We start from the raw sequence: 16,990 nt of genomic DNA on the forward strand, positions 1-16,990 counted from the left end.
CACGGCGAAACCGACGGCGACTGCCGATCCCCGCGACCGCCGCCGGGGTAGAGTTGGGCACAGTCAGCAGCATCAACCACAGGGAGCACGCGTGGAAATCCGCATCGGCATCGTCAACACCGGCCGCGAACTGAACTTCGAGACCTCCGCCAGCGCCGACGAGGTGCGCGCCAAGGTCACCGCAGCCCTCGAGCAGAGCTCCACGCACCTCGACTTCGCCGACGTGAAGGGCAACTCCTACCTCGTCCCGACCGCGAACCTCGCCTACATCGAGCTGGGCACCGAAGAGTCGCGCCGCGTCGGCTTCGTCGCCTGATCCGCGATGTACATCCTCCTCGCACTCATCGGCGCGTGCGTGCTCGGCATCGCCGCGCACTACCTGATCGGCGGACGTGAGCTGCGTGGCGTCGCCGTCACTCCGGCGATCGCGACCGCAGTCGCCGCTCTGGTCTACACGGGCCTGCAGTGGGCCGGTGTGGGCGAAGGCAGCATCTGGCTGTGGCTGGCGAGCGTTCTCGGCTCCGCGGTGATCGCCGCCCTCGCGACGATCGTGCTCGTCCGCGTCCGCACCGGTCGGGACGCCGAGGCCAGGGCCGCGCTCGGCATCTGAACCGGTGGACCGACGCCGGACCCTCTTCTGGATCCGCCTCTGCATCGTCGTGATGATGCTGGGGCTGATCGTCAGCGGCGTCACGGCGTTCCCGCTGCGCGAGGAGCTCGGACTCGCATCGGGCATCCTGCGCGACTCCCCTGTCGCCGCATGGTTCCCCGACGCCGTCTCTTGGGTCGAGCGGGTGTCGCAGGCGCTCGTGGACGTCGGCGACCGCTACCCGTTCATGTCATACGGCACCGATTGGCTGGCGTTCGCGCACCTGGTCATCGCGGTCGTCTTCATCGGCCCGCTGATCGACCCCGTGCGCAACATCTGGGTCATCCAGTTCGGCGTGATCGCCTGCGCCGGCATCATCCCGCTCGCGCTCATCGCCGGTGGGATCCGGGGCATCCCGCTCGGCTGGCAGCTCATCGACATGTCGTTCGGGGTGATCGGGGTGATCCCGATGGTCATCGCCTGGCGGCTCACCCGTCGGCTGGAGCGCGCCACGGAGTGACGGCACGACGACGTCGTCAGGACGCGAGGCCCATCGCGTCCATCCTGCGGGCGTGCGCGCCCATGAGCTCCGTGTAGACGGGCTCGATCCTCTCGTCGTCTGCGGCGGCGAGTCTCTCGGGGCGCAGCGCCGAGCGGCAGACCAGGATCGTGTCGCCGACGAGCCGTCTGGCCCACATCGACAGCAGCGAACGCCACTCCTCGTCGCTCTCGATCGTCTCCTGGATGATCGCGACGATCTCGTGGCGCGCGTCGTCCTCGCTGAGGATCGTCCGCACCTTCTCGCCGATGTCGCCGTAGCTCGACGCCAGCGCGAGGTAGAAGTCGTCCAGCATGCCCGCGGTGATGTAGACGGCCAGCATCGTCTCGCGAGGGCGGGCGCCGATCGTCTTGCGACGGAACGCGTCGAGGTTCTCGCGGAACGGGAGCATGAGCTGGGTGGGGTCCTCGCCGCGTTCGGAGATGAGGTCCACGATCGCCCGATGCTTCGTGAGGGTCGCCCCCGCGGCGCGGGACAGCGATTCCTTCTCCGAGAGCTCCGGAGTGGCGCGGATCAGACGGGTGAGCGTCTCGAAGTAGCCGAGCTGCAGGTAGGCCGCCTGCCCGAGGAAGCGATTCAACTCGGGGGCGAGCTCGGCGAAGTCGACGCGCGTCGCACCGCCCTGATCGCCCCTGCTGCGCAGCGCGAGGGTGCGACGAGGAGCCCTGCTCCGATTCCAGAACCAATTGACCACGGATGCTCCCCAACCGATCGACTACGGGATCACACTACTCGGGGAGAAGCCATCCCGAGGGTCGGAGCACGCCTCGGGTAGGCTGGTCCCGTCCCCGCCGTCGGAGCGGGGCCCCGCGCCTGTGGCACAAGAGACGGCGTGGATCCGTGACGAGGCGACTCTCCATGTCGCCGGACAGGCATCTGAACACAGTGACAACTTTCTCTGATCTAGGAATCGATCAGGACATCGTCGACGCACTCGCCGCAAAGGGCATCGTCGACGCGTTCCCCATCCAGGAGCAGACCATTCCGCTCGGCCTCCCCGGCCAGGACATCATCGGACAGGCGAAGACCGGAACGGGCAAGACCTTCGGCTTCGGCATCCCCGTCGTCCAGCGACTCGGCCAGAACCCCGAGCACGGCGTCAAGGCGCTCATCGTGGTGCCCACCCGCGAGCTCGCGGTGCAGGTGTACGAGGACATCGATCTGCTCACCAGCAACCGCTCGACCAGCGTCGTGGCCATCTACGGCGGCAAGGCATACGAGGGTCAGATCGACCAGCTCAAGGCCGGCGCGCAGATCGTGGTCGGCACCCCCGGTCGACTCATCGACCTCGCGGGCCAGCGCCTCCTCGACCTGTCGAACGCGACCGAGGTCGTGCTCGACGAGGCCGACAAGATGCTCGACCTCGGCTTCCTCGCCGACATCGAGAAGATCTTCCAGAAGGTCCCGGCGGTGCGGCACACGCAGCTGTTCTCGGCGACCATGCCCGGGCCGATCGTCGCTCTCGCGCGCCGGTTCATGATCAACCCGATCCACATCCGCGCCACCGATCCCGACGAGGGCCTCACCCAGGCCAACATCAAGCACCTCGTCTACCGCGCGCACTCGCTCGACAAGGACGAGGTCATCGCCCGTATCCTCCAGGCCGAGGGCCGCGGCAAGACCGTGATCTTCACCCGCACCAAGCGTGCGGCGCAGCGTCTGGTCGACGAGCTGGGCGACCGCGGCTTCAACGTCGGCGGCGTGCACGGCGACATGGGTCAGGATCAGCGCGAGCGCTCGATGGCGGCGTTCAAGGCCGGGAAGAAGGACGTGCTCGTCGCGACCGACGTCGCGGCACGAGGCATCGACGTCGACGACGTGACCCACGTCATCAACCACACGATCCCCGATGAGGACAAGACGTACCTGCACCGCGCCGGTCGTACCGGTCGCGCGGGCAAGACCGGTATCGCGGTCACCTTCGTCGACTGGGAGGACCTGCACAAGTGGGCCCTCATCAACCGGGCGCTCGAGTTCGGTCAGCCGGAGCCCGTCGAGACGTACTCGTCGAGCCCGCACCTCTACAGCGACCTCGACATCCCCGCCGGCACCAAGGGCCGCCTGGTGACGGCCCCCAAGGCCGAGAAGCCGGCACGGGCTCCGCGCCCCGAGCGTGCGGCGGATGCCGCGGCCGAGGGCACCGACGAAGGAGGCACCCGCCGCCGCCGTCGTCGCCGCGGCGGTTCCGCGGCCGTCGGGTCGACCTTCGCCGAGGGCGCGACGGAGTCGTCGTCATCTGCGTCCGACTCCGGTCAGTCCGCCGATCGCGGCGCCGAGGGCGCCGGAACTCACGACGGCGCAGGCAAGGAGCATCACGACGGCAAGCCGGCACCCGCTCGTCGCCGCCGCCGCCGTCGCGGTGGTTCCGGTGGAACCGGAGCAGCGCCGGTCACCGGCGCCTGAACGATCTCAGAAGGGGCGGATGCTGCGGCATCCGCCCCTTCGTCGTTCCCGACGGGCCCCGCCGGCGGCGCAGGGGGATACGCCCAGGTGACCATCACCACCGAGATGATCATCAGCAGGAACCATGAGCTGAGCTTGCTCAACGACACCGGTTGCCAGGACTCGACCTGGTCGGGATAGGCCCAGGCGCCTGCCCAGGTGCCGATGTTCTCCGCGATGTAGATGAAGGCGGCGACGCCCGCGAACACGGCGATCAGGGGAAGTCGCAGTGTGCGACGCCACACGCGCGCATGCATGATGGTCGGCGACCAGAGCAGCACGATGCACACGACGAGCACCCAGCGCAGATCCCAGAACCAGTGGTGGGTGAAGAAGTTCGCGTAGATCGCGACGGCGAGGACCGTCGTCAGCCAGCGGCGGGGGTAGCGCGTGAATCCCAGATCGAACAGGCGGTGCACTCTCACCATGTACGACCCCACCGCCGCGTACATGAAGCCGCTGAAGAGGGGAACGCCGCCGATGCGAAGAATCCCGTCCGCGGCATACGCCCATGACCCGACGTCCGTCTTGAAGAGCTCCATCGCGGTGCCGGTCAGGTGGAACAGCACGATCACCCAGAGCTCGCGGCCCGTCTCGAGACGGAACGCGAGCATGGCGATCTGGATCGCCACCGCGGTGAGGGTCAGCGCGTCGTTTCTGGCGAGCGCCGCGTCATCCGGGTACCAGAGCCGTGCGGCGACGATCGCCAGCAGGAGCGCCGCCCCGAAGACGCATGCCCACGCCTGCTTGAGCACGAACACCGAGAACTCGACGACCCCCGCACGGAAGCCGTCGATCGGGGCGCCCTGGAGGATGCGGTGAGCGACCGCGTCGATGCGCTGCTCGAGTGATGTCGCCCGTTGCATGTGTCGAACAGTAGGGGCCGTGATCGACAAGCGGCCGGGAGAATCCCGACAGGACGCCCAGATTCACGGGTAGCGCGGTGTGGTACCCGTTGCGCGGGCGATGAGCCGCGCCACCATCTCGTCGGAGGTGGTGTTCTCCCCCGGCCGGTTCGGCTTGCCGGTGCCGTGGTAGTCGCTCGACCCGGTCACGATGAGGTCATGGGCTGCGGCGATCTCGTGCAGCATCCTCTTGCCCGCGGCCGTGTTCTCCCGATGATCGATCTCGAAGCCGCCGAGCCCCGCGCCGATCAGACGCTCGATGTAGGGAACGGGCATCATCCGATCTCGTCCGGACGTCACGGGATGCGCGATGATCGCGACCCCTCCTGCCTCCGTGATGAGCTGCACGGCGGTGAGCGGGTCCGGCGCGTAGTGCGGCTCGTAGTAGCCCTCCCTCGGATGCAGGATGCCGTCGAACGCCTCCGTGCGGTCGCGCACGATGCCGCGGGCGACCAGGGCGTCGGCGATGTGCGGCCTCCCCACCGTCGCGTCCTCCGTGGTCTGCGCGAGCACGTCGTCCCAGTGCAGGTCGTAGTCGCGGCCGATGCTGCGGACGATCCTCTCCGCACGACCGATCCGGTCGTCGCGGATGCGATCGGTCTCAGCGCGGAGTGCCGGATCCGCCGGGTCGAACAGGTAGCCCAGCACATGCACGCTGCGCCACTCGTGCTTGGCCGACAGCTCCATCCCCGGGATGAAGGTCATGCCCAGCGCGACGGCGGCGTCACCGGCCTCCTGCCACCCGGTCGTGCGGTCGTGATCGGTGAGGGCCGCGGTCCGGACGCCATGGGCGTGGGCCTGTCGCATGACCTCCGCTGGCGCCTCCGTGCCGTCCGACTGATTCGAGTGGAGGTGCAGGTCGGCGGGACCGGCGAACGATGAGGCCATCCTCCGAGCGTACCGAGCCGCGACGGCCCGAGGCTCGCGCCGCGGCAGGGACTTCCCAGACACGGCTCATAGGCTGGGAGGGATGCTTCGACTACTGGGGATCCTGTTCACCGTGCTGCTCGCGATCGCGACGGCGATCGCCGTGTGGCCGCAGTTCTTCCGACTCGAGCAGACCTTCCCGTTCGCGCAGATCGTCGCCGCTCGCGGCGTCGTGCTCGGGGCGCTGCTCCTCATCGCCATGCTCTCGCTGCTGCTCCTGTTCGCGCGGCCGCTGCGGGGTTTCGCGGCGTCCGTCCTCATCGTCGCGCTGCTGGGCGCCGGCGCGACCGGAGCGATCGGCATGAGCCGGGGCTTCGGCGGCGACACCCTCCCCGCCGCGACGGAGTCGAGCGTGCGGGTCCTGAGCTGGAACACCGCGGGCGAGGTCGTCCCGGCGGAGACGATCGCACGGCAGATCCTCGACAGCGGGGCCGACGTCGTCGCCCTCCCCGAGACCACGGAGGCCGTCGGAGAGCAGATCGCGATCATGCTGCGCGCGCAGGGGCATCCGATGTGGGTGCACAACGTGCAGTACAAGCCCGACGTCGTGGACGGCCCGAAGTCGTGGCAGACGACGGTCCTGGTCTCCCCCGACATGGGCGAGTACTCGGTGATCGAGTCGTCGACAGACGGCACCAGCAACACGGCACAGGTGCCCAGCGTCGTCCTCATGCCCATCGACGGCACAGGGCCGACCATCGTCGCCGTGCATGCAGTCGCTCCTCGCAGGGAGGAGATGGGACAGTGGCGCAGCGATCTGCAGTGGATCGCCGATCAGTGCCCGCAGGGCGATGTCATCCTCGCCGGCGACTTCAACGCCACGATCGACCACATGGCGTCGCTCGGCACAGGCGGAGGCGACCTGGGCTACTGCCGGGACGCCGCGTCGCGCACCGGCAACGGCTTCAGCGGCACCTGGCCCAGCTCGCTCCCCGAGCTGCTGAGCGCGCCCATCGACCACGTCATGGCCTCTCAGAACTGGACGCCCACCGGATCGTCCGTCATCGGCGACGCCGCAGGGAGCGATCATCGCGGTCTCGTCGTGCAGCTCGAACCCGCGGGCTGAGCCGAGACGAATCGCCGCCCTGCGCCGCCGACCGCCCTCGGCCACGAGACGAATCGTCTGCGCCTCTTCCGGCGACCCGTGCGGCGCGACGAAACAGCCCGCGCAGTGACAGACTTGAGGGATGAACACCGGAGAACGCGACACGATCGCCGAGACCAGCGCCGAGACCGTCATCGAGAACAGCACCACGAACCGCAAGCAGCCGTTCCCGCAGGGCTTCCTCGACACCATCTCCACCGGATGGGCCGAGCGCCCCGAGTCGTTGCCGGCCGCGCGGGCGCAAGCTCCGTACGCGGCCGCTCGCCGTGCGGCCGTGTCCGCGGCGTTCCCCGGGAAGCGCCTCGTGATCCCCGCAGGATCCCTCAAGCAGCGCAGCAACGACACGGACTACGTGTTCCGCGCGCACTCCGCGTTCGCGCACCTCACCGGGTGGGCGTCCGACTCCGAGCCCGACTCGGTGCTCGTGTTCGAGCCGACGGATGCCGGCCACGACATCACCCTGTACTTCCGTGAGCGCGCCGACCGCACGACGACGGAGTTCTACGCCGATGCCACGATCGGCGAGTTCTGGATCGGCCCCCGACCGGCCCTCGCCGGTGTCGCCGCCGATCTCGGCATCGCGACCGATCACCTGGACGCCTTCGCCGCCGGAGCGGACGACCTCACGCTCGGCGATTCCGACGAGCTCGACCGCTTCGTATCCGAGCTGCGCCTCATCAAGGACGAGTTCGAGATCGCCGAGATGCGCCGAGCGGTCGAGATCACGGCGAACGGCTTCGACGACATCATCCGCGCACTCCCCCAGGCCACCGCTCACGCCCGCGGCGAGCGCGTCGTGGAGGGCGTCTTCCACCGCCGTGCACGCGAGGACGGCAATGGCGAGGGCTACGACACGATCGCCGCATCCGGACCCCACGCCTGCTACCTGCACTGGACCCGCAACGACGGAGCCGTCGTGCCGGGAGACCTGATCCTCGTCGACGCCGGAGTCGAAGCCGACAGCCTCTACACGGCGGACATCACCCGCACGCTGCCCGTCTCCGGAACCTTCAGCGAGGTGCAGCGCCGCGTCTACGAGACGGTGCGCGAGGCGGCCGACGCCGCCTTCGCCGCCGCGCAGATCGGCGTGCCGTTCCGCGAGGTGCACGGCGCGGCCATGAAGGTCATCGCCGCCCGCACCGCCGAGTGGGGCCTGCTCCCCGTGACCGCCGAGGAGGCGCTGGACGCGGATGCCGGTGGCCAGCACCGCCGCTACATGGTCCACGGCACCTCGCACCACCTCGGCATCGACGTGCACGACTGCGCCCAGGCGCGCCGCGAGATGTACTACGACGGCATCCTGGCGCCGGGCATGGTCTTCACGATCGAGCCCGGCCTGTACTTCCAGATCGACGACCTCACGGTGCCCGCCGAGTACCGCGGCATCGGCGCGCGCATCGAGGACGACATCCTCATGACGGAGGACGGACCGGTCAACCTCTCCGCCGACATCCCCCGCACCGCCGACGAGATCGAGGCGTGGATCGCGCGCGTCCAGGCCTGACCACCTGCACCGCACACGGAAGACCGCCCGGGTTCCGGATGATTCGCGAGAATCTGTCCGGAACCCGGGCGGTCTTCCGCATCTCGGGGTGGGGTCGACGACCGGATGCCGTGCGCACAGGCCCCTCGGGGGCAGAGGTGGTGGGACTGGTCATTCGGGCGGCAGGATGCCCGGAGGCTCAGGGCGCCTCGGCGACGATCTCGACCTTGAACCCCGCGGCGTTCTCGATCCATCCGGCGTAGTGGTCGGGACCGCCCGCGTGCGGGTAGCGGTCGGAGTAGAGCGGGGTCCAGCCGCGCCCAGGGGCCTCTCGCATGACGGCATCCACCTCCGCTCTCGTCCCGCCGAGGAAGGCGAGGTGGTTCACGCCCGAGCGGCGCCGGTCGTGCGCGGCATCCGCAAGGTTCGGTGAGGTCGTCAGGGTGATGTAGGCGCCGCCGTCTCCCCAGCTGGCTCCCCCCGGCCACTGCGCCGTCACGGCATAGCCGAGCCGTTCGAGCAGCCAACCCCACGAGGAGATCGCTCCGTCGAGGTCGTCGACCCAGACTTCGATGTGATGCAGTCCGCTCATCGCCACCTCCTGATCGTCCGTGCTCCGCCCCTCAGGCATGCTAGCTCCCCCCGAAACCCCTCCGAGATCCGGAAGACACCCCGAGATCCGGTGAGATCGGCACGGATCTGCCGGAACCGGGGCGAAGCGCCGCAGTTCAGCCGGGAATCGGACGTTCCGACCCGCGCCAGCACCCCATCCCAGGCCCCGGTCACCGGGCCCCGGAGATCCGTGACTGCCGTCAGACGCTGACCGGCGCCCCGCGTCGCGCGAGCGCCGCGGCCATCTGCTCCACGGCCTGCACGATGATCGGGCGCGGCGTGGCCAGGATGAACCGCAGGAATCCGTCACCCGGCGCCCCGCACGCGATGCCGTCGGTGAGCGCGACCCCCGCGTGCTCGCGGAAGAAGTCGGCGGGCGACCCGTCGATGCCGAGACCGCGCGCATCGAGCCAGGCGATGTAGCTCCCCTCCGCAGGGATGTAGCCGATCTCGGGGATCTGTGCGGCGAGCAGCTCGCCCAGCACTCGACGGTTCCCGTCGAGGTAGGTGTGCGTGTCCGCGAGCCACTCCCGCCCGTCGTCGTAGGCCGCGGTGTTCGCGATGATCCCGGGGTTGCTCGCGAGCAGTTCGTTGCGCGTCACGACGGGTGTGGCCCAGACAGCGGCATCCGCGTCGTTGCTGAGGATCACCTGCGCGGCTTTCAGGCCGGGCAGGTTCCACGCCTTCGACGCGCTCGTCGACGTGATGGTGTGGTTCGCGGCGGCCTCGCTGATGCTCGCGTACGGGATGTGCACGTGCGGCGCGAACACCAGCGGGGCGTGGATCTCGTCGGAGAACACGCGTCCGCCGTACCGCTCCACGATCTCCGAGATCGCCAGCAGCTCCTCGCGCGTGAACACGCGCCCCACGGGGTTGTACGGGTTGCACAGGATGAGCATCCCGCCGCCGTCGGCGAAGGCCCTGTCCAGTCCGTCGAGGTCGAACACGTACCTGCCGTCCTGAACCAGCAGCGGGACCTCGACGATCTCGCGGTCGTGCATCGGCGGGATCTTCAGGAACGGCATGTACGCCGGGGTCGGCAGGATGATCTTCGACCCGGGCGCGGTGAAGTGATCGATCGTGGCGCGCATCGCGATGAGCACGTCGCCGACCGGGCGGATGCGCTCTGCGGGGACCTTCCAGCCGTAGGAATCGTCGAGGAAGCGCGCACACGCGTCTGCCATCGCGTCGACGAGGGCGGGAGTGGGATACCCGACGAGGGCCCCGACCGACCCGGTCAGCGCGTCGCTGATCGCGGGCGCGACACCGAAGTCCATCTCGGCGATGAACGCGCCGATGGCGTCAGGATAGGTCGACCACTTGAAGCTGCCGGTCTGCCGGAGCTGGTCGATGCCGATCGCGTCGTAAGCGTGTGAGGTGCCCATACGCCTCCATGCTCTCAGCGCCCCGCGAACTCCGATACGAATGTGACCAATGATGACCCGATATCGGATGCCTCGCGCCGGTGACCCTTGATCTCGAAGGTGTGCCCGCCGCCCTCGATCCAGACGACGCGCGCGTCCTGACAGGTCGCGACCACCTCGTCGAACTGCGACACCGGCTGGATGAAGGGATCGTTCGTCCCCTCGATGAACAGCTGGGGAACCGCGATCGCCGGCAGATGCTCCGCGCGCGGCTTCTCCGGCTTGCCCGGCGCGTGCAGCGGGTACCCGAGGTAGACGAGACCGTCCACCGTCATCCCTTCCGCGACCGCCATCGACGCCATCCGTCCGCCGTAGGACTTGCCCGCAGCCCAGATCGCCGCCTCGGGGTCAACCGATCGCGCGAAGGCGACCACCGCGTTCCAGGTCGCGATCGCATGAGCGGCAGGACCGGGCATCCGCCGCCCCTGCTCGACGTAGGGGAAGTTGAAGCGCAGCGTGGAGAATCCCCGCTCGTGCAGCCCGGAGGCGAAACCGGTCAGGAACGGATGGTCCTTGCCCGTGCCTGCACCGTGCGCGATGACGATCGTCGCCCCGTTCGTGCCCTGATCCCAGTCGGCCGACACGGTCGTGACCCCGGTCGGCAGCTCGACCTCGATCGCGACCGTCACGAGGCCGCGCTCACTGCTTCGGCTCGGCCTGCTCGCCGTCCTGCTGCACGGGAGCCTCGGACGCATCACCCTCGCTCTGCGGCGCCGCGACGGACTCATCCGCGGATGCGGCCGCTGCCGACTCCGCGGCGGGTGCGGCATCGGCGGGGAACGCGTCCTGCGGCACCGGGTCGGCGGGCCGCGGCGGGATCACCGGCGCGGCGGGCGTCGCGGGGGCCGCACCGGCGGCCGGGATCCGCTCGCCGTACCTGGGCGGCTCGTCGAGGTTCACCGGGGGCCGAGCGACGGTCGTCTGACGCACGGCGCCGAGGACCTTGCGCGCCTTGGCGACGGATGCGGGCAGCACGGTGACCTCGTAGTGGTCGGCCGCGAACTGGGTGACGCTCGCGAAGTCGCGCCGGCGGCGGACGATCGCATAGGTCACCAGGCTGAGCAGCATCCCTAGTGCGACGCCGATGAAGACGAAGCCGACGAAGAGCTGGATCGGCACGTCGGGGTTGCCGAGCACGAGGATCGCCGAGAGGAAGAGTCCGATGAGCACGCCGTTGATCGCCCCCGAGCGTGCGGCTGCGGCGTAGCCGAGGCGGCCGGTGATGCGCTCGACGGTGCGGACGCTCTGGCCGATGATGGCGATGTCGCGCGCCGGCACCTCCTCGGCGATGAGTTTCGACACCGTCTTCTGCGCGCTCTCGTAGTCGCGCACCGAGGCGACGACCTCGCCGGTGTCGTTGCTGCCTGCCGGACGGTTCAACATGCTCATCCGGCCATTGTTCCATGCCCCTCTGGGCGCTGGCTCTGCGCGGCGAACCGGGGCCGCTCACACGGAGGCGCGCACTACGCTGGACGGGTGAGCACACAACGGGTATTCGCCGCGCGCCTGGCAGGCTGCGCCGTCTTCGACCCCGTGGGCGACCGGCTCGGCAAAGTCCGTGACGTCGTCATCGTGTACCGAAGTACCGCCGCCCCGCGCGTGATCGGTCTCGTGGTGGAGATCCCCGGCCGCAGGCAGGTGTTCCTCTCGATCGGACGCGTCACCTCGATCCGCGCCGGCCAGGTCATCAGCACCGGCCTCATCAACGTGCGCCGGTTCTCCCCGCGCGCCGGTGAGGTGCGCGTGCTCGCCGAGCTGCTGGGCAGACGCGTCAGCCTCGTCGACGGCAGCGGCACCGCCGTGATCGAGGACGTCGCGATCGAGCCGAACCGCCTCGGCGAGTGGGCCATCAGCCAGCTGTTCCTCCGCAGGCCGAAGACCAGCGCCTCCCCCTTCGCGAAGGGGCCGACCACGTTCGCCGCATGGAGCGAGGTGTCGGAGGAACGCGCACCCGGCGAGTCCCAGTCGGCGGAGCAGCTGGTCGCCTCGTACTCCGAGCTGCACGCGGCCGACCTCGCCACGACGCTGCTCGACCTGCCTCAGCAGCGTCTGATCGAGGTGGCGGAGGAGCTCTCCGACGACCGCCTCGCCGACGCCCTCGAGGAGATGCCCGAAGACGATCAGGTCGACATCCTCGATCGCCTGGGCGACGAGCGCGCCGCCGACGTCCTCGACGAGATGGAGCCCGACGACGCGGCCGACCTCCTCGCCCAGCTCCCGCCCGAGCGTCTGGAGCACCTGCTGGCACTGATGGAGCCGGAGGAGGCCGAGGACGTCAGGATGCTGCTGCGCTACGGCCCCGACACGGCGGGCGGTCTGATGACGCCCGAGCCGATCATCCTCTCGGCCGACGCGACGGTCGCCGAGGCGCTCGCGCTGATCCGACGTCACGAGCTGCACCCCGCCCTCGCCGCCGCGGTGTTCGTGACCCTCCCGCCGTTCGAGACACCAACCGGTCGCCTGCTCGGCGTCGTGCACTTCCAGCGCATGCTGCGCTATCCCCCGCACGAACGCCTCGGCGCGATCGTCGACGACAGCCTCGAACCCGTCCCCGTCACGGCGTCCGCCGCCGAGGTGGCGAGGATGCTCGCCAGCTACGACCTCGTGTCGCTTCCGGTCATCGACGCCGCCCACCGCCTCGTCGGAGCGATCAGCGTCGACGACGTGCTCGACTACCTGCTGCCCGACGACTGGCGCACGCACGACGACGACGAGCAGCCGGCGAAGGAGGTGCGCTGATGGCGAAGAACAACGCCAGGCTCGACGCCCCCCTCGGCCGCGGCGCGGTTCGCCAGAAGCCCGTCTCGCGCGACCGCTTCGGCCGCTTCACCGAGTGGATCGCGCGGGCGATGGGCACACCCGCGTTCCTTCTGCTCCTGAGCCTGTTCTGCGTGCTCTGGATCGGCTGGAACACGCTGATGCCCGACAGCGTCCGCTTCGACGACGCCGCGCTCGGGTTCACCGCACTGACCCTGATGCTGTCTCTGCAGGCCTCCTACGCGGCTCCGCTCATCCTGCTCGCGCAGAACCGGCAGGACGACCGGGACCGCGTGCAGATCGAGCAGGACCGACAGCGCGCCGAGCGCAACCTCGCCGACACCGAGTACCTCGCCCGCGAGATCGTCGCGCTGCGCATGTCGCTCGAGGAGCGCAACGCGCAGGCCGTCACTCGCGACGTGCTCCGTCAGGAGCTGAAGGCGCTGCTCGCCGAGCTCGAAGACACCCCAGACAAGAAGTCATGACCTCCGCTGACGCGATTCGCTCGGCGGTCTCGGCGGTCACCGACCCCGAGCTGCGCCGCCCGATCGGCGACCTCGACATGGTGCGCGACATCTCGCTCGACGGCACGAGGGCGCACGTCGCCATCGTGCTCACGATCGTGGGCTGCCCCGCTGCAGCACGCATCGAGTCGGACGTGCGGGCGGCCGCGGCATCCGTCCCCGGGGTCGACGAGGTCGACGTCGAGGTGGGCGTCATGACACCGGCGGAGCGCAAGGCCCTCACCGAGAAGCTCCGCGACGGCAGGCCCGCGAGGCAGATGCCGTTCGGCCCCGATTCCCTGACCAGGGTCATCCTCGTCTCCAGCGGCAAGGGCGGGGTGGGAAAGTCCACCATGACCGCGAACCTCGCCGTGGCCCTCGCCGAGCAGGGGCTCGCCGTCGGACTGGTCGACGCCGACGTGCACGGCTTCTCGATCCCCGGGCTGCTCGGCATCCCCGCCGGCACGCAGCCGACCCGCATCGACGACCTCATGCTCCCCCCTGTGGCGCACGGGGTGAAGACGATCTCGATCGGCATGTTCCTCCGCGACGGAGAGGCCGTGGTCGCCTGGCGCGGACCGATGCTGCACCGCACGGTGCAGCAGTTCCTCACCGATGTCTTCTTCGGCGATCTCGACATCCTGCTGATCGACATGCCCCCCGGCACGGGCGACATCGCGATCTCGATCGGGCAGATCCTGCCCCACGCCGAGGTCCTCGTGGTCACCACTCCGCAGGCGGCGGCATCCGACGTCGCCATCCGCAGCGGCCTCGTCGCACGCCAGACCGGACAGCGCGTGATCGGCGTCGTCGAGAACATGGCGGCGTTCACGCTGCCGGACGGCTCCGTGATCGACCTGTTCGGCTCCGGAGGAGGCGCTGCGGTCGCCGACGCGCTCTCGACCGACGGCCTGGTCCCGCTGCTCGCCAGCATCCCGCTCAGCCCTGCGCTGAGGGTCGGCGGCGACGAGGGCGTCCCCGTCGTGATCGGCGATCCGGCGGACGCAGCGGCCATCGCCATCCGCGACCTCGCCCGCTCGCTCACGGAGCTGGGACGCGGACTCGCCGGGCGCTCCCTGCCGATGCGGGTGAGCTGACGAATGAACGGATCCCTCACGGTCGACGAGAGCCTGCTGCGCCGCATGGCACGCGACGCGTCCATCTACTCGCTCACCCGTCCCTGGGCGCTCGTGATGTGGGCGGCCCTCGTCGCGGCCCTGATCACCAGCATCCTGAACCTCGACGCCGCCGGAAGCGGCGCAGGGGCGCTCACCGCCTGGATGCCGGTCGCCGTGACCCTGCTCGGCCTCTACGCCGTCTGGCTGACCGTGGCGTCCGCACGCCGGGCCGTGCGTGCGGCGATGCCCCCGGGGACGGACGTGTGGGTGTCCGTCGGCGACGATGCGCTGAGGATCGGCGCCGCCACCCGCACCTCCACGGTGCCGTACGCCGAGTTCCAGAGCGTCCGCGCCGGACGGGACGCCGTGCTGCTGAAGCTGCGTAAGGCGTCCGTGGTCACCGCCGTGCCCCGCGCGCTCCTCGCCGACGAGGACATCGCGATCCTCCGCGCGAAGATCGGCTGAGTCAGCGGCGCGCCCTGCGTCGGTCGCGCAGCCGCCGCAGCGGGATGACGATGACGACCAGCACCGCGAAGAGCGGGCAGACGACGGCGCCGAAAGCGAGCAGCGTGCCGACCGCGAAGTCGTTCGAACCGGTGCGGCCGAGCCCGATGCTCCCCGTGCCGAACGTGTCTCCCGCGACGAGGTACTCGCCCCCGTAGGTGTCGAGGGAGTCGACGCAGCTCACTTTGTGCGCACCGGCATCCGCGGCGGTGAACTGCGCGAACTGCTCGAATCCCGGGCGCGGATTCATCCACCACACCGTGTCGTCCCAGGTGAGCGCTGGGGGGCCGTGCTGCGTCACGGGGTCTCCATCCGGAGACACGACGGAGCAGTCCACGGTGCCGAATATGACGGAGTGCCCGCTCCCCCAGAGGCCTGCGGATTCGCCGGCCGCGAGTTCCACCGTCATGCTGTCGCCGACCGGAGTCGGAGCAGCCTCACCGACGGACCGGGCGATGGGCAGAACCCAGAGCATCCAGATCAGCACACCCGCGATCGCGCACAGCGCCGCGGCCGCGAACGCGACCTGATCCTTGTGCCTCTGCTGCGTCGACCCGTCGCTCACGTGGCTTCGATGTCGAACGGCGGAAGGCTCGTGCGCGAGAACTCCGGCCTCTCGATCGGCGAACGCGGTGCGGCGGGGGTCGGCTCCGCGAGCGCCGCGGATGCCGCCGCCGCCGGGGCGGGACCGTCGTCGAACAGCGCGTCGCGGATGATGCGGCGCGGGTCGTACTGGCGCGGGTCGAGCTTGCGCCAGTCGACGTCGTCGATCTCCGGACCCATCTCCTCGCGCACCCGCGACTTGGTGTCGCGCAGCATCTCGCCGCCGCGACGGACCAGTTTCGCGAACGCCTCGGCGTAGCGGGGCAGGCGGTCAGGACCCACGATGAGAACCGCGATCAGCCCGATCAGCAGAATCTTCTCGAACGAGATCCCGAGTTGCATCTGTCCAGGCTACCGCCGCGCCTGCCTCTTCGATGCACGCCGACCGCATACCCTGGGAGAAGTCACACCTCAGGCGGGAGAACCAGGGCTATGAGCGAGCACGACGCGAACGCGCGTTTCCTCCGCGAATCCATCGTGGAGCCGACATCCATCGCCCGCGCCCGCGCACACGCGGTCGAGCTCGGCGCCGCGCCCATCAGCGCAGCGGTCGGCTCGCAGATCGCCGTGCTCGCCGCGGCCACCGGCGCCCGGTCGATCGTCGAGATCGGGACGGGAGCGGGAGTCTCCGGGCTCTGGCTGCTGCGCGGAGCCCCCCAGGCGGTGCTCACGTCGATCGACAACGAGCCGGAGCATCTTGCTGCGGCACGTCAGGCGTTCGCCGATGCGCGCATCCCCGCGACCAAGGCGCGATTCATCACCGGACGCGCGGCGGATGTGCTCCCCCGCATGAACGAGGCCTCCTACGACATCGTCCTCGTCGATGCCGACGCGGAGAACGTCATCGACTACGTCGAGCACGGCCTGCGCCTGGTCAGGACGGGCGGCATGGTGCTCGTCCCGCGGATCCTTGCCGGAGGTCGCGTCGCCGACCCCGTGCAGCGCGATGAGGTCACCTCGGCGTACCGCTCGCTCGTCCAGGAGACGCAGGAGTCCTCCGCGGTGCTGGCGACGGTCTCCCCCGCGGGCGAGGGTCTGCTGCAGCTCATCAGCGTCGAAGCCGACTGAGCTACTCTCGCCGCGCGAGCCCCTCCCCGTGCGCGAGCCGTCGCACGTGGCGGGTCGCTGCACACTGAACCCGCCGTTTCCAACGGTTCGACGCGCCGCGCCGCACTCGCGCTGCCCCGAGACGAGGAAGAGGGCGACGGATCCGAAGATCCGTCGCCCTCTTCTCAGAGTTCGAAGTGTGTCAGGCCGGCGTCACGACCGCGGCGAGCACGTCGTGAAGCTCCTTCGCCTCAGCATCGTTCACGGAGACGACCAGGCGTCCGCCTCCCTCGAGCGGGACACGCACGATGATGAGTCGTCCTTCTTTCACGGCCTCCATAGGTCCGTCTCCGGTCCTCGGCTTCATCGCTGCCATCGTGGCTCCTTTTCCTCGGTGGTATGCAATCAGTTT

Annotated in this window: 21 protein-coding genes; 11 read left to right on the forward strand and 10 right to left on the reverse strand. The window is 69.7% G+C overall.

All coding sequences use genetic code 11. The features are described from left to right. Nucleotides 1–91 precede the first annotated feature (91 nt). From CQ047_RS01540 to CQ047_RS01550, 3 genes are read left to right on the forward strand one after another with little or no spacing between them, the layout of a single operon-like run. Nucleotides 92–316, forward strand: a complete 225-nt coding sequence (locus tag CQ047_RS01540; RefSeq protein ID WP_045259005.1) for a DUF3107 domain-containing protein — start codon at nt 92–94, stop codon at nt 314–316. A gap of 6 nt (nt 317–322) precedes the next feature. Next, entirely contained in the window at nt 323–610 is a 288-nt protein-coding gene (locus tag CQ047_RS01545; protein WP_105672517.1) for a hypothetical protein, read from the forward strand. A 4-nt stretch (nt 611–614) separates the two neighbouring features. Further along, nucleotides 615–1,109 carry a hypothetical protein gene (locus CQ047_RS01550; RefSeq protein ID WP_258132429.1) on the forward strand — a complete coding sequence of 165 codons (495 nt, stop codon included), beginning with the start codon at nt 615–617 and terminating at the stop codon, nt 1,107–1,109. 16 nt (nt 1,110–1,125) lie between these two features. Here CQ047_RS01550 and CQ047_RS01555 read toward each other — a convergent pair whose 3' ends face one another. Continuing rightward, nucleotides 1,126–1,842 carry a ferritin-like fold-containing protein gene (locus CQ047_RS01555; RefSeq protein ID WP_105672518.1) on the reverse strand — a complete coding sequence of 239 codons (717 nt, stop codon included), beginning with the start codon at nt 1,840–1,842 and terminating at the stop codon, nt 1,126–1,128. A 191-nt stretch (nt 1,843–2,033) separates the two neighbouring features. Between CQ047_RS01555 and CQ047_RS01560 the strand changes: the two genes are divergently transcribed. Further along, nucleotides 2,034–3,551: a DEAD/DEAH box helicase gene (locus CQ047_RS01560; RefSeq protein WP_105672620.1), complete on the forward strand. Its 1,518-nt coding sequence runs from the start codon at nt 2,034–2,036 to the stop codon at nt 3,549–3,551. On the opposite strand, the gene CQ047_RS01565 is transcribed toward CQ047_RS01560, so the two are convergent. Both CQ047_RS01565 and CQ047_RS01570 read right to left on the reverse strand, forming a co-directional pair. Beyond that, complete coding sequence (locus CQ047_RS01565; RefSeq protein ID WP_105672519.1) at nt 3,461–4,456, reverse strand: DUF817 domain-containing protein; 996 nt, start codon at nt 4,454–4,456, stop codon at nt 3,461–3,463. The two genes, CQ047_RS01560 and CQ047_RS01565, sit on opposite strands and share 91 nt — an antisense overlap. 63 nt (nt 4,457–4,519) lie before the next feature. Next, complete coding sequence (locus CQ047_RS01570) at nt 4,520–5,383, reverse strand: PHP domain-containing protein (protein ID WP_105672520.1); 864 nt, start codon at nt 5,381–5,383, stop codon at nt 4,520–4,522. A gap of 82 nt (nt 5,384–5,465) precedes the next feature. On the opposite strand from CQ047_RS01570, the gene CQ047_RS01575 reads away from it, so the two are divergent. Both CQ047_RS01575 and CQ047_RS01580 read left to right on the forward strand, forming a co-directional pair. Further along, nucleotides 5,466–6,488, forward strand: coding sequence for an endonuclease/exonuclease/phosphatase family protein (locus tag CQ047_RS01575; RefSeq protein WP_105672521.1), 1,023 nt, complete (start codon nt 5,466–5,468; stop codon nt 6,486–6,488). 121 nt (nt 6,489–6,609) lie between these two features. Continuing rightward, a complete protein-coding gene (locus CQ047_RS01580; protein ID WP_105672522.1) occupies nt 6,610–8,031 on the forward strand; it encodes an aminopeptidase P family protein in 1,422 nt (473 codons plus the stop codon). A gap of 178 nt (nt 8,032–8,209) precedes the next feature. Here CQ047_RS01580 and CQ047_RS01585 read toward each other — a convergent pair whose 3' ends face one another. From CQ047_RS01585 to CQ047_RS01600, 4 genes are all read right to left on the reverse strand, one after another. Beyond that, a complete protein-coding gene (locus tag CQ047_RS01585; protein WP_105672621.1) occupies nt 8,210–8,602 on the reverse strand; it encodes a VOC family protein in 393 nt (130 codons plus the stop codon). A gap of 220 nt (nt 8,603–8,822) precedes the next feature. Beyond that, a complete protein-coding gene (locus CQ047_RS01590) occupies nt 8,823–10,007 on the reverse strand; it encodes a MalY/PatB family protein (protein WP_105672523.1) in 1,185 nt (394 codons plus the stop codon). A gap of 14 nt (nt 10,008–10,021) precedes the next feature. Continuing rightward, a complete protein-coding gene (locus CQ047_RS01595) occupies nt 10,022–10,675 on the reverse strand; it encodes an alpha/beta family hydrolase (RefSeq protein ID WP_258132431.1) in 654 nt (217 codons plus the stop codon). A gap of 10 nt (nt 10,676–10,685) precedes the next feature. Next, nucleotides 10,686–11,435 (reverse strand): general stress protein, encoded by a 750-nt coding sequence (locus CQ047_RS01600; RefSeq protein WP_258132432.1) that lies wholly within the window; start codon nt 11,433–11,435, stop codon nt 10,686–10,688. 87 nt (nt 11,436–11,522) lie between these two features. Between CQ047_RS01600 and CQ047_RS01605 the strand changes: the two genes are divergently transcribed. The 4 genes from CQ047_RS01605 to CQ047_RS01620 are packed head-to-tail and all read left to right on the forward strand — an operon-like array spanning nt 11,523 to nt 14,889. After that, on the forward strand, nt 11,523–12,785 hold the full coding sequence (locus CQ047_RS01605) for a magnesium transporter MgtE N-terminal domain-containing protein (protein ID WP_105672524.1): 1,263 nt from the start codon (nt 11,523–11,525) through the stop codon (nt 12,783–12,785). Beyond that, nucleotides 12,785–13,288 (forward strand): DUF1003 domain-containing protein, encoded by a 504-nt coding sequence (locus tag CQ047_RS01610; protein ID WP_105672525.1) that lies wholly within the window; start codon nt 12,785–12,787, stop codon nt 13,286–13,288. The genes CQ047_RS01605 and CQ047_RS01610 overlap by 1 nt, the downstream gene beginning before the upstream one ends. Continuing rightward, the gene (locus CQ047_RS01615; RefSeq protein WP_105672526.1) at nt 13,285–14,403 is read left to right on the forward strand and encodes an Mrp/NBP35 family ATP-binding protein; all 1,119 of its coding nucleotides are present in this window, start codon (nt 13,285–13,287) and stop codon (nt 14,401–14,403) included. The genes CQ047_RS01610 and CQ047_RS01615 overlap by 4 nt, the downstream gene beginning before the upstream one ends. A 3-nt stretch (nt 14,404–14,406) precedes the next feature. Next, complete coding sequence (locus tag CQ047_RS01620; protein WP_105672527.1) at nt 14,407–14,889, forward strand: hypothetical protein; 483 nt, start codon at nt 14,407–14,409, stop codon at nt 14,887–14,889. Nucleotide 14,890: 1 nt separating this feature from the next. On the opposite strand, the gene CQ047_RS01625 is transcribed toward CQ047_RS01620, so the two are convergent. Beyond that, nucleotides 14,891–15,493, reverse strand: coding sequence for a hypothetical protein (locus CQ047_RS01625; RefSeq protein ID WP_105672528.1), 603 nt, complete (start codon nt 15,491–15,493; stop codon nt 14,891–14,893). Then, nucleotides 15,490–15,873: a twin-arginine translocase TatA/TatE family subunit gene (locus tag CQ047_RS01630; protein ID WP_105672529.1), complete on the reverse strand. Its 384-nt coding sequence runs from the start codon at nt 15,871–15,873 to the stop codon at nt 15,490–15,492. The genes CQ047_RS01625 and CQ047_RS01630 overlap by 4 nt, the downstream gene beginning before the upstream one ends. A 90-nt stretch (nt 15,874–15,963) precedes the next feature. Between CQ047_RS01630 and CQ047_RS01635 the strand changes: the two genes are divergently transcribed. Continuing rightward, nucleotides 15,964–16,599, forward strand: coding sequence for an O-methyltransferase (locus tag CQ047_RS01635; protein WP_105672530.1), 636 nt, complete (start codon nt 15,964–15,966; stop codon nt 16,597–16,599). A gap of 181 nt (nt 16,600–16,780) precedes the next feature. Here CQ047_RS01635 and CQ047_RS01640 read toward each other — a convergent pair whose 3' ends face one another. Beyond that, nucleotides 16,781–16,954 (reverse strand): DUF3117 domain-containing protein, encoded by a 174-nt coding sequence (locus CQ047_RS01640; protein ID WP_067122349.1) that lies wholly within the window; start codon nt 16,952–16,954, stop codon nt 16,781–16,783. Nucleotides 16,955–16,990 lie beyond the last annotated feature (36 nt).

It is taken from the genome of Microbacterium sp. MYb72 (assembly GCF_002979415.1).
GTDB classification, from domain to species: domain Bacteria; phylum Actinomycetota; class Actinomycetes; order Actinomycetales; family Microbacteriaceae; genus Microbacterium; species Microbacterium natoriense.

Excerpts from the sequence above, each read along its gene's own strand:
- CQ047_RS01545 (WP_105672517.1), top strand. The coding sequence starts at position 323 with ATGTACATCCTCCTCGCACTCATCGGCGCGTGCGTGCTCGGCATCGCC.
- CQ047_RS01565 (WP_105672519.1), bottom strand. The coding sequence starts at position 4,456 with ATGCAACGGGCGACATCACTCGAGCAGCGCATCGACGCGGTCGCTCAC.
- CQ047_RS01570 (WP_105672520.1), bottom strand. The coding sequence starts at position 5,383 with ATGGCCTCATCGTTCGCCGGTCCCGCCGACCTGCACCTCCACTCGAAT.
- CQ047_RS01575 (WP_105672521.1), top strand. The coding sequence starts at position 5,466 with ATGCTTCGACTACTGGGGATCCTGTTCACCGTGCTGCTCGCGATCGCG.
- CQ047_RS01580 (WP_105672522.1), top strand. The coding sequence starts at position 6,610 with ATGAACACCGGAGAACGCGACACGATCGCCGAGACCAGCGCCGAGACC.
- CQ047_RS01585 (WP_105672621.1), bottom strand. The coding sequence starts at position 8,602 with ATGAGCGGACTGCATCACATCGAAGTCTGGGTCGACGACCTCGACGGA.
- CQ047_RS01590 (WP_105672523.1), bottom strand. The coding sequence starts at position 10,007 with ATGGGCACCTCACACGCTTACGACGCGATCGGCATCGACCAGCTCCGG.
- CQ047_RS01600 (WP_258132432.1), bottom strand. The coding sequence starts at position 11,435 with ATGAGCATGTTGAACCGTCCGGCAGGCAGCAACGACACCGGCGAGGTC.
- CQ047_RS01610 (WP_105672525.1), top strand. The coding sequence starts at position 12,785 with ATGGCGAAGAACAACGCCAGGCTCGACGCCCCCCTCGGCCGCGGCGCG.
- CQ047_RS01615 (WP_105672526.1), top strand. The coding sequence starts at position 13,285 with ATGACCTCCGCTGACGCGATTCGCTCGGCGGTCTCGGCGGTCACCGAC.
- CQ047_RS01620 (WP_105672527.1), top strand. The coding sequence starts at position 14,407 with ATGAACGGATCCCTCACGGTCGACGAGAGCCTGCTGCGCCGCATGGCA.
- CQ047_RS01630 (WP_105672529.1), bottom strand. The coding sequence starts at position 15,873 with ATGCAACTCGGGATCTCGTTCGAGAAGATTCTGCTGATCGGGCTGATC.
- CQ047_RS01635 (WP_105672530.1), top strand. The coding sequence starts at position 15,964 with ATGAGCGAGCACGACGCGAACGCGCGTTTCCTCCGCGAATCCATCGTG.
- CQ047_RS01640 (WP_067122349.1), bottom strand. The coding sequence starts at position 16,954 with ATGGCAGCGATGAAGCCGAGGACCGGAGACGGACCTATGGAGGCCGTG.